This is a genomic window from Arthrobacter sp. BGA-UO-ETr-C19, from assembly GCF_059568005.1.
The window spans coordinates 141,128-165,738 of the sequence record NZ_JCAQPC010000012.1 but is presented as its reverse complement, the minus strand read 5'-3'; the positions used below and the strand labels follow the sequence as shown (position 1 = coordinate 165,738).

Annotated in this window: 22 protein-coding genes; 7 read left to right on the top strand and 15 right to left on the bottom strand. The window is 67.3% G+C overall.

The genetic code is table 11. From position 1 onward, the window contains the following. Positions 1-90: 90 nt before the first annotated feature. The 3 genes from AC57BR_RS06340 to AC57BR_RS06330 all read right to left on the bottom strand — a co-directional run bounded on the left by AC57BR_RS06340 (position 91) and on the right by AC57BR_RS06330 (position 2,259). The gene (locus AC57BR_RS06340; RefSeq protein ID WP_496358932.1) at positions 91-747 is read right to left on the bottom strand and encodes a GNAT family N-acetyltransferase; all 657 of its coding nucleotides are present in this window, start codon (positions 745-747) and stop codon (positions 91-93) included. Positions 748-840: 93 nt separating this feature from the next. Then, entirely contained in the window at positions 841-1,398 is a 558-nt protein-coding gene (locus tag AC57BR_RS06335) for a hypothetical protein (RefSeq protein WP_496358931.1), read from the bottom strand. A gap of 63 nt (positions 1,399-1,461) precedes the next feature. Beyond that, the gene (locus tag AC57BR_RS06330) at positions 1,462-2,259 is read right to left on the bottom strand and encodes a hypothetical protein (RefSeq protein ID WP_496358930.1); all 798 of its coding nucleotides are present in this window, start codon (positions 2,257-2,259) and stop codon (positions 1,462-1,464) included. A 59-nt stretch (positions 2,260-2,318) separates the two neighbouring features. On the opposite strand from AC57BR_RS06330, the gene AC57BR_RS06325 reads away from it, so the two are divergent. Then, positions 2,319-2,870: a prepilin peptidase gene (locus tag AC57BR_RS06325; RefSeq protein WP_496358929.1), complete on the top strand. Its 552-nt coding sequence runs from the start codon at positions 2,319-2,321 to the stop codon at positions 2,868-2,870. A 98-nt stretch (positions 2,871-2,968) separates the two neighbouring features. On the opposite strand, the gene AC57BR_RS06320 is transcribed toward AC57BR_RS06325, so the two are convergent. From AC57BR_RS06320 to AC57BR_RS06300, 5 genes are all read right to left on the bottom strand, one after another. Beyond that, positions 2,969-4,627, bottom strand: coding sequence for an MDR family MFS transporter (locus AC57BR_RS06320; RefSeq protein WP_496358928.1), 1,659 nt, complete (start codon positions 4,625-4,627; stop codon positions 2,969-2,971). Then, a complete protein-coding gene (locus AC57BR_RS06315; protein WP_496358927.1) occupies positions 4,624-5,295 on the bottom strand; it encodes a TetR/AcrR family transcriptional regulator in 672 nt (223 codons plus the stop codon). The genes AC57BR_RS06320 and AC57BR_RS06315 overlap by 4 nt, the downstream gene beginning before the upstream one ends. Positions 5,296-5,507: 212 nt before the next feature. After that, the gene (locus AC57BR_RS06310; RefSeq protein ID WP_314192709.1) at positions 5,508-6,935 is read right to left on the bottom strand and encodes a class II fumarate hydratase; all 1,428 of its coding nucleotides are present in this window, start codon (positions 6,933-6,935) and stop codon (positions 5,508-5,510) included. 87 nt (positions 6,936-7,022) lie between these two features. Further along, the gene (locus tag AC57BR_RS06305) at positions 7,023-7,637 is read right to left on the bottom strand and encodes a carbonic anhydrase (RefSeq protein WP_496358926.1); all 615 of its coding nucleotides are present in this window, start codon (positions 7,635-7,637) and stop codon (positions 7,023-7,025) included. Between the two features lie 9 nt (positions 7,638-7,646). Further along, positions 7,647-8,315 (bottom strand): DUF4245 domain-containing protein, encoded by a 669-nt coding sequence (locus AC57BR_RS06300; protein ID WP_496359027.1) that lies wholly within the window; start codon positions 8,313-8,315, stop codon positions 7,647-7,649. A 206-nt stretch (positions 8,316-8,521) separates the two neighbouring features. On the opposite strand from AC57BR_RS06300, the gene glpX reads away from it, so the two are divergent. After that, positions 8,522-9,559: a class II fructose-bisphosphatase gene (glpX, locus tag AC57BR_RS06295; protein WP_003797994.1), complete on the top strand. Its 1,038-nt coding sequence runs from the start codon at positions 8,522-8,524 to the stop codon at positions 9,557-9,559. A gap of 286 nt (positions 9,560-9,845) precedes the next feature. Next, a complete protein-coding gene (locus AC57BR_RS06290) occupies positions 9,846-10,661 on the top strand; it encodes a putative endonuclease domain-containing protein (protein WP_496358925.1) in 816 nt (271 codons plus the stop codon). 45 nt (positions 10,662-10,706) lie between these two features. Here AC57BR_RS06290 and AC57BR_RS06285 read toward each other — a convergent pair whose 3' ends face one another. The 5 genes from AC57BR_RS06285 to AC57BR_RS06265 are packed head-to-tail and all read right to left on the bottom strand — an operon-like array spanning position 10,707 to position 16,421. After that, the gene (locus tag AC57BR_RS06285) at positions 10,707-11,666 is read right to left on the bottom strand and encodes a lipid II:glycine glycyltransferase FemX (RefSeq protein WP_496358924.1); all 960 of its coding nucleotides are present in this window, start codon (positions 11,664-11,666) and stop codon (positions 10,707-10,709) included. Between the two features lie 6 nt (positions 11,667-11,672). Then, the gene (gene manA / locus AC57BR_RS06280) at positions 11,673-12,923 is read right to left on the bottom strand and encodes a mannose-6-phosphate isomerase, class I (protein ID WP_496358923.1); all 1,251 of its coding nucleotides are present in this window, start codon (positions 12,921-12,923) and stop codon (positions 11,673-11,675) included. Between the two features lie 58 nt (positions 12,924-12,981). Then, positions 12,982-14,634, bottom strand: coding sequence for an LCP family protein (locus AC57BR_RS06275; protein WP_496358922.1), 1,653 nt, complete (start codon positions 14,632-14,634; stop codon positions 12,982-12,984). A 9-nt stretch (positions 14,635-14,643) separates the two neighbouring features. Then, positions 14,644-15,231, bottom strand: coding sequence for a 5-(carboxyamino)imidazole ribonucleotide mutase (gene purE, locus AC57BR_RS06270; protein WP_496358921.1), 588 nt, complete (start codon positions 15,229-15,231; stop codon positions 14,644-14,646). Further along, positions 15,228-16,421, bottom strand: coding sequence for a 5-(carboxyamino)imidazole ribonucleotide synthase (locus tag AC57BR_RS06265; protein ID WP_496358920.1), 1,194 nt, complete (start codon positions 16,419-16,421; stop codon positions 15,228-15,230). The genes purE and AC57BR_RS06265 overlap by 4 nt, the downstream gene beginning before the upstream one ends. Before the next feature lie 195 nt (positions 16,422-16,616). Between AC57BR_RS06265 and AC57BR_RS06260 the strand changes: the two genes are divergently transcribed. Then, entirely contained in the window at positions 16,617-17,183 is a 567-nt protein-coding gene (locus AC57BR_RS06260) for a GtrA family protein (RefSeq protein ID WP_496358919.1), read from the top strand. A 44-nt stretch (positions 17,184-17,227) separates the two neighbouring features. On the opposite strand, the gene AC57BR_RS06255 is transcribed toward AC57BR_RS06260, so the two are convergent. After that, positions 17,228-17,926 carry a TIGR03089 family protein gene (locus tag AC57BR_RS06255; protein WP_496358918.1) on the bottom strand — a complete coding sequence of 233 codons (699 nt, stop codon included), beginning with the start codon at positions 17,924-17,926 and terminating at the stop codon, positions 17,228-17,230. 350 nt (positions 17,927-18,276) lie between these two features. Between AC57BR_RS06255 and AC57BR_RS06250 the strand changes: the two genes are divergently transcribed. Genes AC57BR_RS06250 through AC57BR_RS06240 form a run of 3 tightly spaced genes read left to right on the top strand, consistent with a single transcriptional unit; the run spans position 18,277 to position 23,919 of the window. Then, positions 18,277-18,837 carry a WhiB family transcriptional regulator gene (locus AC57BR_RS06250; protein ID WP_496358917.1) on the top strand — a complete coding sequence of 187 codons (561 nt, stop codon included), beginning with the start codon at positions 18,277-18,279 and terminating at the stop codon, positions 18,835-18,837. Between the two features lie 29 nt (positions 18,838-18,866). After that, positions 18,867-22,214, top strand: a complete 3,348-nt coding sequence (locus AC57BR_RS06245) for a glycosyltransferase family 2 protein (protein WP_496358916.1) — start codon at positions 18,867-18,869, stop codon at positions 22,212-22,214. After that, positions 22,207-23,919: a DUF5719 family protein gene (locus AC57BR_RS06240; protein ID WP_496358915.1), complete on the top strand. Its 1,713-nt coding sequence runs from the start codon at positions 22,207-22,209 to the stop codon at positions 23,917-23,919. Before AC57BR_RS06245 ends, AC57BR_RS06240 begins: the two co-directional genes overlap by 8 nt. A gap of 59 nt (positions 23,920-23,978) precedes the next feature. Here AC57BR_RS06240 and AC57BR_RS06235 read toward each other — a convergent pair whose 3' ends face one another. Then, the gene (locus tag AC57BR_RS06235; protein ID WP_496358914.1) at positions 23,979-24,491 is read right to left on the bottom strand and encodes a metallopeptidase family protein; all 513 of its coding nucleotides are present in this window, start codon (positions 24,489-24,491) and stop codon (positions 23,979-23,981) included. Between the last annotated feature and the right edge of the window lie 120 nt (positions 24,492-24,611).

The following is a 24,611-nucleotide window of genomic DNA, read 5'->3' as shown; positions in this document are numbered from 1 at the left end:
GTCGCTTAGCGCGTAGGTCCCTTCCCAAAGCTCGCAAGCTCGCTTCGGGTCCCTGGGGACGTCGCTGGGTGAGTTTGTCGAAAACCAGGCTCAACCAGCGGCGACCCCCAGGAGGAACTTGGCTGTGGGTTCGTGGCCTTCCACCAATAGGCGCCAGTCGGGCCGGTTGAAGGTTTCCGGCGTGAGGCGGACCCGCTGGACTGTTTCCGGCTTGCCGCCCCAGGACATGCGGGTCGTGCCGTTCAGTTCGTAGCCGAGCGAGCGGGAGACGCCCAGGGAGGCTGCGTTCCAGTCGGCTGCTTCGGATTCGCAGGCTTCGGCGCCAAGCCAGTCAAAGGCGTAAAGCGCGACGGCGGCCCGCATCTCCCGGCCGAAGCCGCGGCCCTGCGCGCTCCTTCGCAACCATGATCCGGTGGTGACGGTGCGGAGAACCGAGAAGTCCCGTGCGGCGATGTCCTGGCAGCCGAGGAAGGCGCCGTCGTGCCAGATGCCCAGTGTCAGGGTCCAGGAGTCCGGTGTGGAGGCGGCGCGGCACTGCCAGTACCAGCGCGCCATGTTCGGTCCCAGCTTGTCGGCGGGGACCGCGGTCCAGGGGTTGCTGAACGGATTGCGGCCCTGGTCGTGGATGCCGCTGGCAGCTGCTTCAACAGCCGCGGGGATGTGGTCGTCGCGCAGCGGCCGCAGCGCGAGCCGGGGAGTGGTCAGGGTGAGCGCGAACGGAGGCCACACGGAGATCAGCTCGGTCATGCCGGAAGCCTAGCCGATGCACGCGCCACAGGCGTCCGCAGCCCGCGGCACCCGCCTATCCCGGGTCAGCGGCTGTCAGCTGGTCCGCCGCTGTCAGCTGGTGTGGTGCGACAGGCCGAGGGACAGCCGGGTGTTGCCGGGCCCCTCCAGCACCAGGGCAATCGCCTGGTTGGGAAGCTCGAAGACCATGGCGGCGTCGAGCGAATCACCTGGCCGGAGCTGGTCCTTCGCCGGTGACGTCCACAGCGGATGAATGCTGTTGGCGCCCAGCCCCGTCACGGTGAACTGCGACGTATCCACGGCGACGCCTTCACCTTCCAGAGCCGTGAACTGCACCAGTATGCGCACCCGGTGGGTCCCCGCGGACGGGCCCTCGTCCAGCACCTGGACACGTTCCGGCGGAAGCCAGCCGTCCTTTTCCAGCGGGATGATGCCGTTCACCCGGGCCGTTCCGCCGGGGATCACCGCACTGGCGCCCAAGGGGGTGCTGGCCTCCGGCTTGGCGGTGAGGAAGAGATATCCCAGCACGATTCCCAGGGCACAGAGCAGGGAGAGTGGGATCAGCAGCAACTTCCTGCGGCGCCGGGTACCGGACCTGCCGGTGACGGCGGCGTCAGGTGGTGTCGATACGCCTGGAGCCATGGTTGACATGGCACGAGTTTGCGGCCGGCAGGTTGGAAAAAGCCTGCATGGACCCCCATTCCGGGTGGCCCGTCAGGCCGGGTTAGGCCGCAGCGGCCACTGGACGTGCTCGCGCACGTCGGTGAGGTTCATCGGCTCGGCCACGAAAAGATCGTCCAGCATGTACTCGTCCACGGCCAGGATCCGGATGCGGTGCCCGGGAAGCTGCCCTTCGCCGCCGGCCGGTTCGGCGGCAACGCAGACGCCGGTTCCAGCATCGACGCGGATCCTGGTCCGGCCGGGGCCGCAGAGGGGCGCCGCCGGATCCAGCGGCCGGTACCCGGGGTTCGGCGAGACCACAGTTTCCAGCGCGGGACGGCCTTCGTGCGTCACCTGCCGGACCGGCTCCAGCACCTCGACGGCGTTCGCGTTGGGGAACTCCAGCGGCACCGGGGCTTTGCCCGCCAGTTCCACCGGATCCAGTGCAGCAGCGAACCGGCCGTTTCCGAACGAGGGTTCGCCGTACGCGGCTTCCGGACGGCGCCGCACCAGGCCGCCGTCGTCGTAGACCGGCGTCACCAGATGTGCGGGAAGAAGCCACGACTTCCGGGTGGCGCTGATGTACAGGCCGTCGCGGGAGTCGTTGATGCCGGTGGTGCTGCCGAGCAGGGTACCGTCGCCGGACTCCAGGCGGAGGGCGCCGGGGCGGCGCAGCCAGGCGCGGACGGTGCCGCTGCCGGGAAGGCCGCTGACTGGAAATTCGGTGTATTCGAAGCGCAGGGACTGCCATTTCCACGGGGACGAGCGGCACAGGTTGCGAAAGGAAGCGGCCGACGTGGGCGTCGCACCGCCGCCGTGTTCCTGCCGGTGTTTGGCGTCCCAGGTCCCCATATCCACAGTTTACGCGCGGCCCCCAGCGGCAGGCCGGGCAAATCCAGTAGCATCCGAGAGTGATCCAACGACTTGGCGAACTGTGGGAAGCGGCACCGCCGGCATTCTGGCTGCTGCTGGCGGCGTGCGCCTACTTCACCGTGATGGCGGTACGGCTCACGGTCATCGACGTCCGCCACCACCTGCTGCCGAACCGGATTGTCTTTCCCTCCTACGGCGTGGCCGGGGTGCTGCTGCTGGGGGCGGTGCTGACACTCGCGGCGGCGGACCCGGCAGGGCTGCCCGACGGCGCGGCCCGCCTTTTCGGCGTGCCCGCGCTGAGGATTGTGGCCGGGGGAGCGGTGCTGTGGCTCTTCTACTTCGTGCTGCGGCTGGTATACCCGCCCGGCATGGGGTTTGGGGACGTGAAACTCGCCGGCGTCCTGGGGCTGTATCTGGGCTACCTCGGCTGGCCGCACGTTTTCGCAGGGACGTTCGCCGCGTTCCTGCTCGGCGGCCTCTGGAGCATAGGCCTGCTGGCACTGCGGCGCGGGACGCTCAAGTCGGCCATTCCGTTCGGGCCGTTCATGCTGGCCGGAGCGGCCGCGGCGATGGTCCTGCTGCCCGCCTGAGTTCCACCCACGCTCAGCGCGAACTGGCAGCTAATGCCCTCAAATCCCTGGTTCGAGGACATTAGCTGCCAGCTCGCGGTCTGTGGTCAGGCGGCAGGTCAGCGGCGCTGGCCGGCCAGTTCGCCGTCGTCGTCCTTCACACCGTCAGCGGCCCCACGCAGGGCGGCTTCGAGAAGCTCGGCCTCCTCGCCGCCCACCGCCTCGCCGCGGGCCACCATGCCTGCGGTGTCCGAGAGCGGGATCTGCTTCAGCGTGATGGCCAGGATGAGTGCGAGGGCGATGAACGGGACGAGGTACCAGAACACCGGTGCAAGGGAGTCGGCGTAGGCGTTGACGATCGCGTCGCGGAGCTGCCCCGGAAGCTGGGCGAGTGTCTGCGGATCCAGCGTCTTGGTGGACTGTGAGGCCTGGTCAGCCGATGCTCCGGCGCCGGTGAAGGCGTTTGCCAGGGACTCCGCCAGCCGGTTGGTGAAGATGGAGCCGAACACCGCGACGCCCAGCGCAGCCCCCACCTCGCGGAAGTAGTTGTTGGTGCTGGTGGCCGTGCCGATCTGGTCCGCCGGAACGGAATTCTGCACCACCAGGACGATGACCTGCATTATCAGGCCGAGGCCGGAGCCGAACAGGAACAGCTGGACGCAGATAACCCAGATGGGCGTCCCGGCCGAGAGCGTGGTGAACCACAGCATGGCGGCGATGGTCAGGCCGGCGCCGAGAATCGGGAACATCTTGTACTTGCCGGTCTTGGAAATGCGGATGCCGGAGTAGATTGACGTTCCCATCAGGCCGGCCATCATCGGCAGCATGAGGAGCCCGGACTCGGCGGCGGAGGTGCCTGACGACATCTGCAGGAACGTGGGTACGAAGGCGATGGCGGCGAACATGCCCAGGCCCAGGGTGAAGCCGATGGCGGTGGAGTTCACGAAGATCCGGTTCCGGAAGAGGCTCAGCGGAATGATGGGGTCTTCCGCGCGGCGTTCGACGGCGACGAAGGCCGCGGCGGCGAGGACGAGGCCGGCTCCGAAGGCCCAGGTCAGGGGCGAATCCCAGCCCTCGTCCTTCTTGCCGCCGAGGTCCGTGAAGAAGATCAGGCAGGTGGTGGCGATGGAGAGGAAAACGACGCCCAGGATGTCGATCCGCTTTTCGGGCTTCTTGTTGGGAAGCGTGAGGGTGAACCAGGCGATGGTGAAGGCGGCAATGCCGATGGGAATGTTGATGTAGAAGGCCCACTCCCAGGTGAGGTGGTCAACGAAGAAACCGCCCAGCAGCGGGCCGGCCACCGCCGAGAGGCCGAAGATGGCGCCCAGGGGTCCCATGTACTTGCCGCGCTCCTTGGCGGGAACGATGTCCGCGATGATGGCCTGCGAGAGGATCATCAGGCCGCCGCCACCGAGGCCCTGGACGGCACGGAAGATGACGAAGCCCCAGAAGTCCGTGGCGAAGGCGCAGCCCACCGAGGCAAGCGTGAACAGCGCGATGGCCACGAGGAAGAGGTTGCGGCGGCCCAGGACATCTCCGAACTTGCCGTAGATGGGCATCACGATGGTGGTGGCCAGCAGGTAGGCCGTGGTGATCCAGGCCTGGTGCTCGACGCCACCGAGTTTGCCGACGATGGTGGGCATGGCCGTGGAGACGATGGTCTGGTCGAGGCTGGAGAGCAGCATGCCAGCGATCAGCGCGGAGAAGATGATCCAGATGCGTTTCTGGGTCAGCAGCAGCGGTCCGGCTGCGGCTTTGGAACTGACGGCGGTGCTCATGGCTGTCCTTCTGCGGAGGGGTTGACGGGGCGGGAATAGGGCTGGGAAAGCAGAAGCCTCGCGGCGTCGAAGTTTTCCAGGAGAAGCTCGCGGTATGTGCGGGTGTTGCCTTCGGAAAAGTAGGCGCTGCTGGTGTGCCGGGCGATGTTGCCCATCACCACCACGGCCATCCGCACCACCGGGTGGTCCGCCGCCACACCTTCGCGCTCGGCGACGAGCCGGGCGAAGTGGGCTTCCCGCTCCTCCGTGGCGCCGATGATCTTGAGCATCAGCTGCGGTTCCTTCTTGATGACGCCGATCAGCTGCCGGGTTTCCTCCTCGGAGCTGCTCATCCGCTCGGACAGGCTCAGGGACAGCTGAACGAGGTCCTGCAGCAGGCTGGCGGAGAGTTCGCCCCGCGGGGATCCGGCGCCTCCGTGGAGGAACTCCTCGAAAAGGTCATGGGGCAGCTCGTCGTCGACGTGCCCGAGGATGGCGTCTTCCTTGCTGGGGAAGTAGTTGAAGAAGGTCCGGCGGGAGATGCCCGCCTGTTCGCACACATCCTCCACGGTGTAGCCGTTGAGGCCGCGCTCGGACGTCAGGGAACGGGCGACGGCGGTAATCGCCGCCCGCGTGGCCGCGCGTTTGCGCTCGCGGAGCCCGCCGGCAATAGTTGCACTCTCATTCACAAAGTAAAGTTTTACACTTTGCTGATTTTAGTGCAACTTCTTGGCCGGGGGGCGGTCGAGGGGCGGCCGTACGGCGGTTGAGTTTTTGTCCAGATATCGCGACTTCGAGCCCTCGAAGTCGCGATATCTGGACAAAAACTTCAAGAGAACGCCAGCGGCCGCCCGCCTTCGCAACAGAAGGTGGGCGGCCGCCGTCGTAGTTAAGTGGGGACCTAGGCCTTGTGGGCCGGAGCCGTCATGGTGGTGACATCCAATGCCTTGTCGAGATCGGCCTCGGAAACCTTGCCTTCGCCTTCACCGACAAAGCCCAGCTTCTCGGTGGCCTGGCGGACGGTCAGGCCCTCCTTGACGGCGGTCTTGGCGATCTTGGCGGCGTTTTCGTAACCGATGAACTTGTTCAGCGGGGTAACGATGGACGGCGAGGCCTCCGCGAGGAAGCGGGCGCGCTCGACGTTGGCGGTGATGCCGTCGATCATCTTGTCTGCCATGACGCGGCTGGTGTTGGCCAGCAGGCGGACGGACTCGAGCAGGTTCGCGGCCATGACCGGGATGCCGACGTTCAGTTCGAAGGCGCCGTTGGTGCCGGACCAGGCGATGGCGGTGTCGTTGCCGATGACCTGGGCGCAGACCATGATGGAGGCTTCGCAGATGACAGGGTTGACCTTGCCCGGCATGATCGAGGAGCCCGGCTGCAGGTCCGGGATGGCGATTTCGCCGAGGCCGGTGTTGGGGCCGGAACCCATCCAGCGCAGGTCATTGTTGATCTTCATGAAGGAGATCGCGATGTTGCGCAGCTGGCTGGAGGCCTCGATGAGGCCGTCGCGGTTGGCCTGAGCCTCGAAGTGGTCGCGGGCCTCGGTCAGCGGCAGGCCAGTGTCGGTGGCGAGCAGTTCGATGACGCGCTCCGGGAAGCCGGCCGGGGTGTTGATGCCGGTTCCCACGGCGGTGCCGCCGAGGGGAACTTCGGCCACGCGGGGGAGTGCGGCGTTGATGCGCTCGATGCCGTAGCGGACCTGCGCGGCGTAGCCGCCGAATTCCTGGCCGAGGGTGACCGGGGTGGCGTCCATCAGGTGGGTGCGGCCCGACTTGACGACGTCCTTGAACTCGACGGCCTTGCGCTCCAGCGATTCGGCGAGGTAGCCGAGGGCCGGGATGAGGTCGTTGATCAGGGCCGAGGTGGCTGCAACGTGGACGGAGGTGGGGAACACGTCGTTGGAGGACTGCGAGGCGTTGACGTGGTCATTCGGGTGGACCACCTTGTCGCTGCCGGCAGCCTTCAGGGCGCGGGACGCCAGTTCGGCGAGGACCTCGTTGGTGTTCATGTTCGAGGACGTGCCGGAACCGGTCTGGAAAACGTCGATCGGGAAGTCGCCGTCGTACTTGCCCGTGGCTACCTCGTCGGCAGCGTCTGCGATCGCCTTGGCCAGCTCGCCGTCGAGCACACCCAGTTCAGCGTTGGCCTGGGCAGCGGCCTTCTTGACCCGGGCCAACGCCTCAATGTGGGCACGTTCCAGGGTTTTTCCGGAGATCGGGAAGTTCTCGACTGCACGTTGCGTCTGCGCGCGGTACAGGGCGTTCACGGGGACGCGGACTTCGCCCATCGTGTCATGTTCAATGCGGAACTCTTCAGTGGAAGTCATGGGGCTAGCTTAGGACGCCCGGGCGCCGCATCGAAAACCGTGAACGGCTTGCTACAGGCGGCCCGCCCGGGCGCTTTCGGGCTTCTTTTAGAGGTCGCCGATTCCGGAAACAAGCTCCGCGTGGCCTTCGGCGAGGCTGTACGAGAGGCCGACGACCGCTGCGCGGCCGGACTCGATTGCGTCCGAAATCACACGAGAGCTGTCCACGAGGCGCTGGGAGGTCTGCTTGACGTGCTCCACCACCATGTCGTTGACCTCCGTCTGCTCGTTCCGCAGGGAGGTGAGGACCGACGGCGTGATGCGCTCCACGAGGTCGCGGATGAAACCCGCCGGCATCTGGCCGGTTTCGACGGCGGACTTCGTGGCACTGACCGCCCCGCAGCTGTCGTGGCCGAGGACCACGATCAGCGGCACGCCCAGCACACCGATGCTGTACTCGAGCGAGCCGAGGACGGCGTCGTCGATGACCTGGCCGGCGGTCCGGACGACGAAAACGTCACCGAGCCCGACGTCGAAAATGATTTCAGCGGCGAGCCGCGAGTCCGAGCATCCGAAGATCACCGCGAAAGGGTGCTGGTTCTCCACGAGCGAGGACCGCCGCGAGGCATCCTGGTTCGGGTGCGAGGATTCACCGGTTACGAAGCGTTCGTTGCCTTCGCGCAGACGGCGCCAGGCCAGGGCAGGAGTCAGGTATGTCGTCACGGCCCCACCTTACGGTGTGGGACCCGCCGAGGGGGAAACAATGACAGCAGGGTTACTTTCCAGGGACTGGACGACGGCGGCAGCCAGGACCGCGAACTCCTCCAGGTTGGCGTCTCCCGCCAGGACCACGGTGGAACCGCGGTAGGCGAGCACCATGCTCTTCTCGCCCTTGCCGGTGTCATGGAGTTCCCATTCCTTGCCGCCGGCGTTGCGGGTGCCGGTGACCGGGGCGCTCTTGGTCTGCTGTACGAGCCAGGTGGGGTTGGCCTTGCTGGTCTGTGTCAGGCCGATGAATTTTTCCTTCGGGGTCACGTACCCGACCTCCCAGGCGGCGACGCCCGTGCCCGAAGCCGCCGCCCAGCGGGCGTAGTTCGGGTGGAATGTGTCACCCGCCGCGGGGGCAACCGGTGTGAATCCTGCCACACCCTTGGCGTTGCTGGCGACGGCGCTGACGTCGATGTTGGGCCGGAAGCCGTCCGACTTCGGCGACGGATTCATCAGGACGATGGGCAGGAACGCAGCGACGCTCACCAGCAGGGCGATGATCATTCCGATGACCGAGGCATTCGCCCGTTTCGCGGCAGCCGCGGGGATTACCGGCTTGACGGGCTGGCTGGCCGTAGCTGGGGAGGGGGTGGGAGCCTGCGCGCGGCTCGAGGGGGCGGACTGGTCCTGCATATCACTCACCCTTCTATAGTCGCCCATGCGGGGTCCGAACTCACATTCGAAGGCGGCAGCGGTGAGGCCGGCCGTGCGTTACGGGGCGGGGTCATTCGCCGCCCAGGGTCCCGCGGCGGCGACTATGATCAGTTACAGAGGAATCACCGCGATGGTCGACTCAGGCCTTGCGGGTCCAATGATCGCCACTCGAAGAAGAGGTTCACGTGTCACCAGCGTCCATCACCCAGAAGTACTCAACGCTTTCCCCGTCGCTCGCCGTCGGAATTGACGAGCCGGACCGCAACCTCGCCCTTGAACTTGTCCGCGTCACTGAAGCCGCGGCAATCGCCGGTGGCCACTGGGTGGGCTTCGGCGACAAGAACAAGGCGGACGGCGCGGCCGTCGACGCGATGCGTTCCTTCCTTCAGACCGTCCACTTCAACGGCGTCGTGGTCATCGGTGAAGGAGAAAAAGACGAAGCCCCGATGCTGTTCAACGGCGAACAGGTTGGTGACGGCACCGGACCCGAGTGCGACGTCGCCGTCGACCCCATCGACGGAACCCGCCTGACCGCACTGGGCATCAACAACGCCCTGGCTGTCCTGGCCGTCGCCGAGCGTGGCTCCATGTTCGACCCCTCTGCCGTGTTCTATATGGAGAAGCTGGTCACAGGTCCGGAAGCCGCCGACATGGTTGACCTGCGTTTGCCGGTCAAGCAGAACCTGCACCTGATCGCCAAGGCCAAGGGCGTGAAGGTCAACCAGCTCAACGTCATGATCCTGGACCGTGACCGCCACCGCCCGCTGGTCGAGGAAATCCGTGAAGCCGGCGCGCGCACCAAGTTCATCATGGACGGCGACGTCGCAGGTGCCATCGCGGCTGCCCGCTCCGGCACCGGCGTGGACGCCCTCATGGGCATCGGCGGCACCCCGGAAGGCATCGTGGCAGCCTGCGCCATCAAGTCCCTGGGCGGCGTTATCCAGGGCCGGCTGTGGCCCACGAGCGACGACGAGAAGCAGAAGGCGATCGACGCCGGCCACGACCTTGAGCGGGTCCTGTCCACCAACGACCTCGTCACCAGCGACAACTGCTACTTCGCCGCCACCGGCATCACCGACGGCGACCTCCTCCGCGGCGTCCGCTACAACAAGGAGAAGGTGCTGACGCAGTCGATCGTCATGCGCTCCAAGTCCGGCACCATCCGCTTCGTGGACGGCGAGCACCAGGCCAGCAAGTGGGAAGGCTACGCCCGCAAGAGCTAACCCCTCCGGCGCGCTCGCTTCCCGGCGCGAACTGGCAGCTGATGACCCCAAATTCACCATTTGCGGGCGTTAGCTGCCAGTTCGCGCCTAAGCGGTTCCTTCTCCTGTGGATAACGCCCGTGGTGCGTCGGATTCGGCTCAGAATGTATCCATGTCGCGAACGCCGATTCCGCCCCAGATACCTCACGGATCATTTCTAATTGAGGACGCGCATGCGCTCGGCCTCAGCCGAAAGCAGGCTAGCCGGGACGGCATATTCACGCCGTCCCGCGGTATCAGGCTCCCGTTGCACAGCACGGGAACTATTGCCGACAACGTGCGTGCCTACTGCCGGCTGGATCCGGTATCGGTCCTCACCCATTCGACTGCCGCCAGGATCTGCTGCATTTGCCTGCCGGCGTGGCTGGACCAGGACTGGCGTATTCATATCGCCCGTCCGGCCGGCGGCTGGAAACCGCGACGCCGGAACGTGGTGGGTCACCAATTGTCCTTCAAACCCGGTGAAGTGGTGATGCTCGACGGGGTGCGCCTCACCTCGCCGGCACGGACGTGGCTGGATCTCGCATCCCTGCTGAGCATCGATGAGCTCGTGGCCGCCGGTGACTCTATCGTCGTCGAGCACGGTGATGACTTCCCGGTCCCACGAAGGCCGTTGGCAACCATCTCCGAGCTGCAGAAAATCGTGGGCCAGCACCCTGGCATGCGCGGTGTGAAGAAGGCCAGGCTTGCCCTGGACCTCGTTCGCGTCGGTGCAGATTCAGCGCCGGAAACGATGATGCGGTTGGCACTTGTGAGTGCAGGTCTCCCTGAACCTGTGCTGAACGTTGTCCTGCGCAACCGTCTCGGACAACCTGTGGTTTGGCCGGACGCGGCCTACCCCGATCACAGGATTGCCTTGCAGTACGACGGCGTCCATCACGGCGACTCCGAGCAGTACCTCCGCGACATCAGGCGCCAGAGCCTCACTGAGAGCTTGGGCTGGCGGGAGATCCGGGTGCAGAAAAGTGACCTGGAGGGAGCCAAGCCGTTCATAGTTGAGAAGGTAAGGGCTGCTCTTGGCGGGCCTTCAGAGGCGGTACATCAGGCGCGAACTGGCAGCTGATGACCTCAAAACCAAGTTTTTAGGGCATTAGCTGCCAATTCGCGCTCAGGGGGTGGGGCGCTTGATGAAGCCCTTGATCCCGTCGCGGAGTTTGCGGGCCACCTGGTAGGCCGCGTAGCGGGGCCGGTTGACGGGCAGGTCCCAGGTGCCGGGGTAGGCGATCTCGCGCCCGCCGAACGACTTCTTGAACGCGGTGAACCCTGCCCACTTGTGGTCGGGCTGGTCGGCCGGGGCCACGCCCCACAGGTCCACGTGCTTCAGGCCCTTCTCCTGGGCATCGGCCATGAGTGTCACCAGGAGGGGAATGCCCGCGCTGAGCTTGCGGTGGGTGTCATCCATCGCCGCGTGGGCGTAGGTCCGGGTGTCCGCGGAATCGTAGGCCAGCGCCGCCGCCACCGGGCCGCCGTGCAGGTCGGCGATGAATAGCGTGGCCGCGCCCGCCGGCATAAGGGACTGGGCCACCTGCGTCAGGTAGTCGTCGCTCTGCGGTTTGAAGCCGTTCCGCCGTGCCGTCATGTGGAGGAAGTTCAGGAGTACGCGGATGTCCTCGGGATCCTGCGTGGTGCGGAACGTGACGCCCTTCTTGTGGATGTTCCGGTACAGGTTGCGGTTGACCGGCTTCATCTCCGCCAGGACTTCCTTGAAGTCCCGGTCCAGGTCCACGATCCAGCTGAGTTCGGGCTGCTGGTTGACCGGGGCAGGCTGCAGGCCCCGGCTCCGCAGCGCCGAGGATGCACCCGCAGGATCGAGACCCGCAGTCACCGGCTCGATCCGGATGAACACGGCCCCGCACGACTTCGCCAGCGCCCGGAGGGCCGCCAGTGCGGCGTCGAACGCCTCAACCGACTCCGCCACAGGGCCGTAGGGCGCGTACAGGACCTTGCCCGCGGGGTTCTTCTCCTCGATCGCCAGGAAACTCCAGCCGGGACCGGATTGCCGGTGCACGTGGCGTCCCAGCGACTTCTGGAAGTCCTCCCAGGCTTTGGTCTGCAGGAAATACTCCACAGCGGGTCAGGCCTTCGTCGAGGTGGTCACGGCGAAGGCCACGGCGTTTTCCGTGGCCCCGGAGACGGGATGGACGTTGACGGGGGCGTCGGCGTCCGGCAGGAAGGCACTTGCGCCGTGGCCCAGCTGCAGGTCGCCCTTCGGCGAGTCAAGGATCACGGAACCGGCGACGACAATAACCACTGCGGCGCCCGACTGCGCCAGCGGAACAGGCTCGCCGTCCGGCTGCAGTTCGATCCGCTGGAGCTGGAACTCGCGGAAGGGCGGGAAGTACAGTTCCTGTCCGAGCGCGGAGGTCTCCGGCCGGAGCATGGGGACGTCCACCGATTCGAAGGCGATGGTGTTCAGCAGCTCGGGAATGTCGATGAACTTGGGCGTCAGTCCGCCGCGGAGCACGTTGTCCGAGGACGCCATCACCTCGACGCCGAGGCCGTGCAGGTAGGCATGGACTTTGCCTGCCGGGAGGTATACGGCCTCGCCGGGTTTCAGGGACAGCCGGTTCAGCAGGAGGGAGATCAGCACGCCGGGATCGCCGGGGTACTCGCTGTTGAGGCTCAGTACCGTGGAAAGCTCGGGCTGGTAGGGAGCAAGCGGTGCGCCCGAGGCCAGAACGTCGACCACCCGGGACGTGGCTTCGCTGACTGCCTCGCCCCCGGCGATCAGCCGTTCGAATGCAGACCTCAGCGCCGTGGCCTCCTCGGGCTGCGAGAGGTCGTCGATGACGTCCTTCAGAACCTGCGGGACGCCGTTCCCGGGAAGTTCAAGGCAGCCCGCCAGGTGGAGGAAGATGTCGCGGGACTTCGCCGCTGCACGGAAACCGCACAGCGACTCGAACGGGGTCAGCGCGAAAATCATTTCCGGCTTGTGGTTGTCGTCGTGGTAATTGCGGTTGACCGCGTCGGCCGGTATGCCGGCGCCGTTTTCGCGGGCGTAACCGGCCCTGGCCTGTTCAAGGCTCGGGTGCACCTGCAACGACAGCGGCTTGGCTGCGGCGAGGAGCTTGGCCAGGAACGGCAGCCGAGGACCGAATTCGGCCACCGACGCCGCGCCCAGAAAATGTTCCGGGTCTTCACCGATCAGTGCGTCCAGCGGCGTTCTCGTGCCGTCCGGCCGGACGGCCACCGACGGCGAGTCAGGATGGGCACCGATCCACAGCTCGGCTTCCGGACCGCCGGACTCCGGCCGGCCGAGCAGGCCGGCGATCGCCGTCGTCGATCCCCAGGCATACGGCCGCAGGACATTCTCTATCTGGTACACGCCTGGTGTTCCCCCTCTTTTGATGTACGTGTTGCTCAAAGCGTGCTGCGGGTATTGCTCACAGCGGTGCGCACTGGCCGTTGGTGGCCACGAGGTCGCGGATGGCCTGCTCGTTGCCCTCGCGTTTGAACTGGTTCAGCATCGCTTCCGTGATCGGCTCCCCCTCAGGCGTGGTTGTCACCGGGGTGAAGTCCGACGACGACGATGGTGACGGTGAGGGGGTGGTGGCCGGAAGTCCCGCCAGGGGACCTGCGGCGGAGAGCCCGCTGCCGGGCACGGAACCCGGCTGCACCAGTGTGTCCCCCATCGCGGGGCCCGCGGGCGCGGCGGCCGGCGACGACTCGGAGCTGGCGGAGGCGAGCAGCTTCTTGACCCGGTCATGGATCTGGTTGAAGTCGGGCACTGTGGAGAAGGACGCGTCGAAGTCAGGCGGGCCGATGGTGAGCCGCTTGATGTCCTGGCCCTTGGCCTTCATGGCCAGGTCCACGAAGCTGCCGAGCTGGCTGGCGGAGATGTTGGAGTCCACCACCTTCGTGCCGGCGTTGGCGATGTCCTCGAATTTCGCCAGCAGAGTTGCCGGGTCCAGCTGTTTGAGCATGGCCTGCTGGACGCACTGCTGCCTCGCGATCCTGGCGTAGTCGTCCACAAATTCCCGGGACCGGCCATACCAGAGGGCGTGGTAGCCGTCCAGCTTCTGGTCTCCGGCCGGAATCCAGCCCAGGGGCATGCCGTGGATGCCGTTGGCCTCGTCAATCATGTCGCCACTGATGGGCACCCAGCCGCCGGCCTTGATCCGGATGCCGCCCATGGCGTCAATCAGCTTCGCGAAGCCGTCCATATCCACCAGCACATACGCCTGCACCGTGATGCCGAGCGTGCCCGAAACCGCTTCCAGCGTGGCCTGCGCTCCGGGATCGGCGACACCGGGGTAGAGGTCCTTGTGCTCGTTCGTGACCTCCGTGTTGATCGCGTTGATGAGGCACTCGTCGCCGCAGTTGTAGCCGTCCGGATAGATCTTCCGCATCGGCGAACCCTCGCTGAACTGGGCGTTCTGCAGGTTACGCGGCACCGAGATGATGGCCGTCTGGCCGGATTTGGCGTCGACACTGAGTACGGACAGGCTGTCCGGGCGCCGGCCGGTCCGGTCGGCACCGGCGTCGCCGCCCATCATGAGGAAGTTGTAGCGGCCGTCCACCGGGTCGATCGCCGGCCCGCCGGCAAAGATGCTGCCGATGGCATTCCGGCTGACATTCAGCAGGTAGGCGGCGTACCCCAGCGATCCACTACTCACCACCATGGCGAGGACAAGTGCAATCACGACGGCGGGCCGCATCCTGGTGGGCAGCAAGACCGGCCGGATGAGCCGCAGGGTGTTGACGAACAGCACGAGCCAGCCCACTGCCAGCGCGGCAAGGATTAGGACGATGACCAGCGAGGCAACCGGATTGGTGATGATGTTGATCAGCAGGGTCCGGTTGGTGAACAGCAGTACTAGGGCAAGGACCACGAGCAGCCAGGCGCTGAGCGTCACGCGCAGGGCGATCCGGCCAAGCTTGCGGTCGCCGGCCACGATCTGGGCGCTTCCGGGCACCAGCAGCGTGAGCAGGATCAGCAGGAACGCGCGCTTGGTCCGGACGGGTTCGGCAGCGCTCGACGGGTTGCGGACGGGGTCCGTCAGCGGGCCCAGGGACGGCAGTTCGGTGTTGGACATGGCAGATCCCTACCGGCTGCTCCGAAGAGCCACGTTGGCGTCGGAGAAGACTTCGTTGACTTTCTGGCGCAGGTTGGCGCCCTTCCGGCTCGCCACGTCGTTGAGTTCCTGGGCGAAGTCCAGGAGCTCCGTGCGGAGGCGGTTGGAGAGCTCATCCGTGCCGGACGCCAGCATGCGGACGGCGAGCAGGCCTGCGTTCCTGGCCCCGGCGATGGAGACCGTGGCCACCGGGACCCCGGCGGGCATCTGCACGATGGAGAGCAGGGAATCCATGCCGTCCAGGGTCTTGAGCGGGACCGGAACACCGATCACCGGCAGGGGAGTGACGGACGCCAGCATGCCCGGCAGGTGCGCTGCACCTCCGGCGCCGGCAATGATCACCCGGAGGCCGCGCTCGTGCGCGGTCTGTCCGTAGCGGATCATCTCGGTGGGCATGCGGTGGGCGGAGACCACATCCGCCTCGAATGGAATGCCGAACTCGGCCAGGGCGTCGGCCGCGGCCTCCATGACGGGCCAGTCCGAATCCGAGCCCATGACGAGGCCGACGAGGGGAGACGGGGCACCGGTTTCCGGGGCTGCAGCGGATTCGGGGCTCATGGGGTCTCCTCGGTGGTGCCTGATGCCGCGGCCGGCAGTCTGCCGTCACGGATGATGTTTGCCACGGTGGTGGCGCGCTGGCGGAGGGAGTCAACGTCCGCAGCGGACGCGCCCACTAGGTTGACGTGCCCGATCTTTCGGCCGGGACGGACGGACTTGCCGTAGCAGTGGACCTTGGCGGCCGGTTCTGTGGCCAGCGCGGCCGGGAAGGCGGAGAAGAGGTCCTGGTTGTCGCCGCCCAGGAAGTTCTTCATCACGGCGACCTGGCCCAGGACGTCCGTCGCACCCAGGGGCAGGTTCAGGACCGCGCGCAGGTGCTGTTCGAACTGGCTGGTGACGGAGCCGTCCTGCGTCCAGTGTCCTGTGTTGTGGGGCCGCATTGCCAATTCATTGATCAGGAAGCCGGCGCCGCTGCCGGGGGTCTCGAACATCTCCACGGCCATGACGCCGGTGACGCCGAGTTCATTTGCGATCCGGAGGGCGGCCTCCTCGGCAGCGGCAGCCACTTCAAGGGAAATGTTCTGTGCCGGCGCGATCACTTCGTCGCAGACGCCATCCACCTGGATGGTGTGGACCACCGGCCAGGCGCGGGACGCCCCGTCCGGAGTGCGGGCAACGAGGGCCGAGAGCTCGCGGCTGAACTCGACCTTGGCCTCGGCGAGGAGCGGACTCATGGCCTCGAACCAGTCGGCGGTTTCTGCGGCTTCCTCGGGGGAACCGACGATCCGCACGCCCTTTCCGTCGTAGCCTCCGCGGGGGGTCTTGAGCACCACAGGCCAGCCGATCCGGTCCCCGAAGCTGACCAGCCCGGCGACGTCCTCCACCGCGGCCCACTCGGGGTTGGGCAGTTCGAGGCGGTCGATGGCGGCGCGCATGACCAGCTTGTCCTGGGCGTTGACCAGCGCGTCCGGGCCGGGCTGGACGTTCACCCCGGCTTCGATCAGGGCGTAGAGGTGGTCACCCGGGACGTGCTCGTGGTCAAAGGTCATCACGTCCAGGCCCTTGGAGAATTCCATCAGGGCCGCGAGATCCTTGTAGTCGCCCACGGGAGCATTGGGGACAGCGGAGACTGCGGATACGTCTTCGCCTTCAGCCAAAACACGGAGTTCAAAGCCCAGGGCGGTGGCGGCCGGGGCCATCATGCGCGCAAGCTGGCCGCCGCCAACCACGCCGATTACTGGAAAAGTCACATGTTCCAGCCTACAGAAAAGGAGCGCGGTTGCCGTCTTTCATGGCTGTGAAGCTCCCCAAGTCGCCCGTTTTTGGCTGCGCGGCTGCAGATGGACCCTCCGGAGCAAGGACGCACTGAGGTTACTCCCGGCAAACGGCGCTAAAATGGGAGCTTGGCCCAACGGCCCCCACTATTCAGACGGCCACGGAGGGTCATGATTAACACACTTGCAGAGCGCATCCGGGGACTCGCCTCGCTTTTCTGGCGCGAGGTGGCGAAGTTCGGTGCCGTGGGCGGTGTGGCGTTTGTCATTGACAACGGCCTGACGTATTACCTGATGCACGGACCCATGACGGACAGCGAGGCCAAGGCCCGCTTTGTGGGCGCCACCGTCGCTACCGTCTTTTCCTGGATCGCCAACCGTCTCTGGACGTTCCGGCACCGCCGCCAGGCCAACGTGCTGCGTGAATTCCTGATGTTCATCCTCATCAACGGCATCGGCATCGGCATCTCCACCGGCTTTACGGCCCTGGCGAAATATTCGCTGGGCGTCACGGACAAGAACATGCTCTTCGCGGCGGGCGTCGTGGGCATTCTGGTGGCCACGGTGGTCCGATTCTTTGCCTACCGGTTCCTCGTCTTCAACCAGGAACTGGACCAGGAGCCGGAGTTCTCGCACGACCACGAGATCATCGAGATGCACCACCACGCCGCACAGCCGGCGGAGCGCGTCCTGGAACCGGACGTGGATGACCCCGAGCGGCCCGTCCGGCCGAGCTAGTTCCGTCCAGCCGAGCTAGTTTCCGTCCAACCCGGGCCAGCAGCTCACTCGCCGTGGACGCGCTCGGCTGTCAGAAGCTTCTCCGTCAGCTCCACGTCGCCGTGGACCAGAACCACCGAACCGTCGTTCTTCCACGCGCCAAGGGCGTTGGCCAGCGCCGCCTCGAGGCCGTCCGCCGCGCGCACCAGAAGCCTGGCGCTCGGTTCGTGACCCGCCGCGAACTCGGCCAGGAGGGCTTCATGCCGGACGGCTGCACCATCTGCGCCGCGGACCGCAGGAGCTCCTGGATCGGGGTCATTGTGGGCCATGAACACGTCACCGTGGGAGCGGACCTCCGCGGCGTAGTCGAGGACTCCGGCGGGCAGGTCGCCTGGCCACCGCATCGCCAGGGCCGGCAGCGGAACTGCAACGACGGCGTCGAACCCATCCTCCGCGGCGTCCGGTTCGGACGTGGCGAGCAGGTCGGCGTCGCCGGATCCGAGCACCACTTCCATGCCCAGCTGCCAGGCGGCCAGGGCCCAGATAATGGATTTCCAGTGCGCGGGCAGGTCCAGTCGCAGCCGCATTCCCGGCTCGGCGTCGAGTTCGTCCTGGAGCAGGTTGCTGGTTTTTGCGACCCAGTTGTCCAGCACTCGGCCGGAGAGTTCCACGCGCTCCGCGTCGGGGCCGTACCAGGTCAGGCGCGGCGAGGTGGAATGGCCCGAGCGCAGGGCCGTCATCAAATCAGTGGCCGGGATGTTCATGGCTTCATCTTGCCACGCCTTTTTGCGTGATCTCCGGCACAATAGTTTGTAACGTCGTTGGCCTTAACCTCCCGGCCAACGGCAGAATTGCCGGAATTGCACGCGCGCCGGGCGGGATACTAAGGTTGCTGTCAAATTCCGGGCGTCCGCCGCGCAGGGCGGGAAAATAAATCCCGGGCGTGGCGCGCCTGCTGATCGGACCCGGCATTGATTATTATTCCGTCGCGGCTTGACTCCCTACTACTTACACACGTGTAATTAGATATCGAAAAGCCGCGGCGAACTCTCAGGAACACCACGTAGTGTCCTGAACGTCCGGCCGGGGGCCGCACTACTCAGGAGGGGACGCCATGGGGCAAGCGGAGCGTATGCATGATGATGCTGTTATGGCCGGCCAGGCCACAGCAAAGTACAGGTCTCGCGGGATACCCAGCGACTGGTACGTAGATCCGGCTGATCCGGACGCCGCAGAGCGGTACAACAAGGACACGTCTGCCTCGCTGCAGGACCAGGCCACGGCCTTCCTGGCCCAGCATGACGCCCTCCAGAATGAGTCCCTGCTGGCCGGTCAGCCGGAGCAGGACGAGGACGATCTTGATCCACCCATGGAGATCCGCAACCCGGCACCCTCCACCCTGGCCCAGCCGGTGTGGATCGGTTTGCCGCTGGGGCAGGATTTCGACGACGAAGGCGAGCTTGGGTGGCAGACCGATGCGCTGTGTGCCCAGACAGATCCGGAGGCCTTTTTCCCGGAAAAGGGCGGTTCCACACGGGACGCCAAGAAAGTTTGCGGAGCGTGCAGCGTGCGGTCGCAGTGCCTCGAGTATGCACTGGCGAATGACGAACGGTTCGGGATTTGGGGTGGCCTCTCCGAGCGTGAGCGCCGACGGCTGAGGAAGCGGGCAGTCTAATTCTTCAGGAAGTACACGTCACTGCCGTTGTGGTAGCCCACAACGGCAGTGATTATCTGCCCAGGACACTTTCAGCGCTGGCCGCACAGACCCGGCCGGCGGACACCGTGATCGGGGTGGATACCGGCTCACAGGACAATTCGGCTGCGCTCCTGCAGCGCGCCATCGGCGACGCCAATGTCATTACCGCCAATGGCGGGAAGGCTGGTATGGGCGCAGCCGTGCGGGCCGGCCTGGCCGCCCTGGCCCCGTGGAACCGGCGGGGCACGCAAGACCAGTCCGAATGGATCTGGCTGCTGCACGATGATGCGGCACCCGCCCCCGAAGCGCTGGCCGAACTCTTGCACGCCGTGGAGCGTGCCCCTTCTGTGACGGTCGCGGGCTGCAAGCAACTGGACTGGAACGCCAATCGGCGTCTCATCGACGTCGGGCTTTCCACCAGCCGCTGGGCAGAGCGGCTCACGCTGATCGAGGCGGACGAACTCGACCAGGGGCAGTACGACGGACGTTCGGACACCTTCGCCGTCAACTCCGCCGGCATGCTGATTCGGCGGGACATCTGGGAGCACCTTAAAGGGTTTGACCCCGCGCTTCCCGGCACGGGCGACGACGTCGACTTCTGCTGGCGGAACCGGCTGGCCGGGCACCGGGTGGTGGTGGTTCCCAGCGCGAGGATGTTCCACGTCTCCCACCGGCCGCACGCCCTTGGCACCGCCTCGGCCGCACGCCGGGCACAGGTTCACCTGCGGCTTAAGCACGCCCCGCTGTGGGCGCTGCCGCTGCACGCTGCCGGCGCCCTCTTCGGGAGCCTCCTCCGGCTGGTCTTCAGCATCGCCGTGAAGGATCCCGGCTACGGCTTTTCGCAGCTCCTGGCCACAGCGGCGGCCCTCGCCAGGCCCGCCGCCCTCGCCCGCGGGCGGCGCAACGCTGCCCGAACCCGCCGTGTCCGCCGGTCCGTGGTCAAAGCCCTGCAGACCGAACGGCGCGAAGTGTGGGGCCACCGGCGCTCCCTGATGGAGGCGCTTGGCGCGGACGACGCCCGGGCTTCGGAGGACAGCAACGATCCGCTGGAGGAGCAGCCCAGCGGCGACTCGACGGACGACTTCGCCGCCCTGTCCACGAACGAGCGGGGCTGGGTGGGCAACGGTGCCGTCGCCGCGGTGATCCTTGCCGCCGTGGCGTCCTTCGCCGGCCTCGCCGCGCTTTTCCAGGCCGACGCCGCCGCCGGCGGGGCGCTCCTGCCGGTCTCAGCCCGGCTGGAGGACATCTGGCACCGCGCCTCCAGCTGGTGGATCGGACTGGGCGCCGGACTTCCGGGGCACGGCGACCCCTTCGGCTACGTCCTCTGGATCCTCGGCCTGTTGGGCGGAGGCAACGCTAACGGTGCCGTCATCTGGCTGCTCCTGCTGGCCATGCCGCTCTCCGGCCTGACCGCCTGGTTCGCCTCCGGTGCCCTGACCTCCTACCGCCGCTTCCGGTTGGCGGCTGCCCTGGTCTGGGCAGCGGCGCCCGCCCTGCAGGTGGCTGTCAACCAGGGCCGCATCGGAGCCCTGCTGGCGCACCTCTTGATGCCGTTGCTGGTCCTCGCACTGCTGCGGGCCACCGGATCCGCGTTCGGCCGCGGCCGCTTCGCCCCCGTTCCGGACGGCAGCCTCGCGGACCAGCCGCCAGCCAAGCCCGGCGTCAATGGCACGCCGTCGTGGACGGCGGCGGCCGCCGCCGGGCTGGCGCTGGCCATCATAACCGCTGCCGCCCCGTCGCTCCTGCTGCCGGCCGCCGTCGGCATCATCCTCCTCAGCCTGGTGCTGGGGAAACGCGGACGCACGCTTTGGTGGGCGCTCCTGCCGAGCGCCGCACTGTTTGTGCCGTTTGCGCTGTCCACCCTCGACCGGCCCAGGGCACTGCTGGCCGACCCCGGTGTGCCGCTGCCCTTCGACGGTGCTCCGGTATGGCAGCAGATCCTGGGCCAGCCGCTCAGTTTTGACCCCGCCGGCGGTCTTTCCGGGCTGGCGTCCTTTTCCGGCGGCTCCTTCCCCTGGGCGCTGCTGCTGGCCCTCCTGGTCGGAGCCCCGCTGCTGGCGCTGGCCGTTGCCGCGCTCTTTGTTCCGCTCCGGCTCCACCCGGACCGCCGCGGCCGAATCGCCAGGGTCCTCTGGGTCGCGGCGCTGCTCGTGCTGGCCGGCGGATGGCTGGCGGCGCACGTCGCCACCGCGGCCGGCACCCAGGCACTCGTGGTGCCTTTCACCGGTCCGGCCGTTTCCGCTGCCGTGTTCGCGCTGCTGGGGGCCGCCATCATCGGCGGCGACGGCCTGCTGACGCTTGCCGCTTCCGGCCCGGGCACAGTCTCCCGTGGCGGGGGAGTGCGGCACCGCGCCGTGGCCCGCAGTGCCGCGGCGCTGGCGCTGGTGCTCCTGCTCGCCGGGCCGCTGGCCGGGCTGGCAGCCTGGACGGTGCAGAATGTCATGCAGCCGGCCGACGCCGCGGTGCACGGCGACACGGCAGACCTCGGGACGCCCCGGCTCGTCGGCCCCACGGGCCAGCGGATGCTGCCCGCCACCGCCGTGGACCGCGGCGACGGGCCGGAGCAGACCCGAACACTGCTGATCAGCACCGGCGAGGACGGAACGTACAGCGCCACCCTCATGCGCGGAGGCGGCACCACCCTGGACAGCCTCTCCACCATCGCGGCCGCCCGGAACATCATGGGCAACCCCGGGCAGGAATCGGTCCGTGAGGACGACGAGGTCACTGCGGCCCTGCGCACCAGCGTGGCCACCCTGGTGGCTGCCCGCGGCGTCGACCCGCGGCCCGAACTGGAGCGGCTCGGCGTCGGATTCGTCGTCCTGCGCGCAGCGGACACAGCAGCCCAGCTGACTGCCAGCCGGATGGACGCGGTTCCCGGGCTGACGGCCGTGGGGCCCACCGACTCGGGCTGGCTCTGGCGCGTGACACCGCTTAACGACGCCGTCCTGCAGCCTGCCGACGTCGCCCATCGGGTGCGCATCGTCGACAGCAAAAGCGCCACCATCGGTCTGGTTCCCTCGGACCTGACCGGCGCCGAGGCCACGGTGCCCAAAGGGCCTGAAGGGCGGCTGCTGGTACTCGCCGAGCGGGCAGATCCCGGCTGGACCGCCTGGCTGGACGGCCGCAAACTGACCTCCACCACCTCGGGCTGGTCACAGGCCTTCACCCTGCCTCCGCAGGCGGGCCAGGTGACAGTCCGCTACGAAAGCCCGTGGGCGCTCTGGTCCGGCGTCCTCCAGGCCGCCGTCATTGGCCTGACCGTCCTGCTGGCGCTGCCGATGCCGGCCCGGCGCCCCAACACCGGCCTGTCCAGGGACGAAGGCTCCCTGCGTAAGGAATACCAGAATGCATGAGGAAGAGAACGACGGCGGGATTCCGGCGAAGCGGGGCAGCGGTGCCGCGCCCCAGGCTGCTGGAGGCAACGCTGCTGGAGGCAACGCCTCCCGGAACAGCGCTTCCGGGACCCGGTCCAGTGGTGCCAGCCGCGTCGCCGGCCGCCGCGGCATTGTGGCGGGGGTGCTCTCCGGTGTGGTCATCCTTGCCGCCGGCGGAGGCGTTGTAGCGGCCACCACCCTTGCGCCGCAGCCGTCGGCAGCCAAACCGCTTGATGCGGCCGAAGCGGCTGTGCCGGCCGGTAGCGTCCAGGACGTCTGCCCTGCCCCGGCGCGGCTCCTCGAAGGAACGCCGGTAGGGACCGACCCCCAGTTCAGCCCCGAATCCGCCACAGCCAGGAGCGCCGTGTCCGCGGCGGTGGTCAGCTCGGCGGGCGGCAATCTTCCCGGCAGCGCGCTCTCCGCGCTGAAGGGGTCAGAGCTGCAGCGGATCGCCAAGGCGCCCGCCACGGCGACGGCTCCCGCCGGCTCTTCCGGGGTGATCGCCGGTGTGGTCGAGGAGGAAACCGTGGACGACGTCAGCGTGCTGTCCGCGGAGGCCCTCGCCAACCGGCAGCCGGCAGCGGCAGCCCTCATGGCCTACACGGCAACTGACGGGGACCTGCAGGGATCGGCGGCGGCCGCCTGCCAGGCGCCCTCCAACGACCTCTGGCTCAGCGGCGCCAACACCGCGGTGGGCCGCAGCAGCGTCATCCATCTCACCAACGCCTCCACCACCCCGGCAACGGTGAACCTTGAGCTTTACGGAAAGGCCGGCCAGGTCAAGGCCTCTGGCAGCCGCGGCCTGCTGGTGGGACCGAAGTCGACGCGCTCGATCGTCCTGGCCGGTCTGGCGCCCGGTGAAGAACGGCTGAGCGTGCACGTCCGAAGCTCCGGCGGGCCAGTCAGCGCCTTCATCCAGCAGAGCGTGCTGCGCGGGCTGACCTCCGGCGGCGTGGATTTCATCGCACCGGGGATCTCCGCGGCTCCGTCCCAAGTGATGACAGGCATCGACATCCAGGACGCCGGGGACGTGAAGTCACTGATTGGCGAATCAGGTTTTGACGACGCCGGACCGTCGCTGCAGATCACCGTTCCCGGCCCGTCGGATGCCGTGGTGGAGGTCAAGCTGTTTGGCCGCGCCGGGCAGCAGGCCATCCCCGGCGGAGGCGTTGTCACGGCCAAGGCCGGCGCCGTCACCGAGGTGCCTCTGGCTGGCGTTCCCGCCGGCCAGTACACCGTTTCCGCCACGTCGGACGTCAGCATCGTGGCGGCCGCGCGCGTGAGCCGTGGACTGAAGGCCAGCCAGAGCCTGGACTTCGCGTGGTCGCCGGCCACCGCCCAGCTTGGCAGCCAGCACGTGGTCCCGCTTCCCCAGGGCGGGGAGCGGCAGCTGGTCTTCGGCGCCCTGGATGACAGGGCCACCATTTCCTACACCCCGATCACGGCCGACGGGAAACTCCGCACCGCGGCGACCGCGGACATCGCGGCCGGCACCACCACAACCCTCAAGGCAGCCGACAAGATCGGCAACGCGGCCGTCGTCGGATACGTGGTGTCCGCCTCCGGCGGAGCGGCCTACGGCACAGTGCTGCTGGAACGGGAAGGCCGGAACGATGTTTCCACCGTGGCCATCGCCCCGGGCGCAGAGGGCCAGGAAAAAGTACCGGTCACGCTCGGCTACTAGCCGCGGACGTGCCCCGGCGGTAAAAACCGGCCTGGGAATAGGCGGCGGTAAAACCCGGCCTAGTAGCGCCGGCGGTACACCGGGTCCAGTGTTTCCGGGGCGACGCCCAGCATTTCGGCGGTGTGTTCCACGACCACGTCATGCACCAGGTCCTGAAGTTCTTCCTTGACGGGGCAGGCCTGTTCAACCACGCGGCGGTACAGCGTGATGATGGGGCCCTCGTCCTCGGTGGCGGGCGTGTAGCAGCCCAGGGGAGCGGGCGAGCCTTCGGCCACCAGCTGTTCCAGGTTCGGCGGGATCTCGTCGACCGCGAACCGGACGCCGTCGAGCGGCTTGCCCCAGATGTCATGGAGCCGCTGGGCGGAGTCCATGACGAGTTCATCAAAGCGGTCCGAGCGGCTTCGGTAGCCGGGGAGCGTGGGCAGCAGCAGTTCGCCCCGGAGGCCGCGGCCGTGCCGGTTGCGCCGGCGTTGTGTGAAGCTCCGGCCAGTGGGGACCCCGGCGGCGTCCCGGGACGTTTCCGGGTCAGCCAACCGGACCGTAAAACCCGAAGCATGGTGCGATGACTGCATATACAGACTTTAGACCCGCCGAATGATTTGCGCGACATAACCGGACCGGAGCCGCGCCGCCGTGGCGCGGGCTGTCCGTCAATGTCGGGAAATCTGCTGGAGGCAGAGTATTCTGTGTTT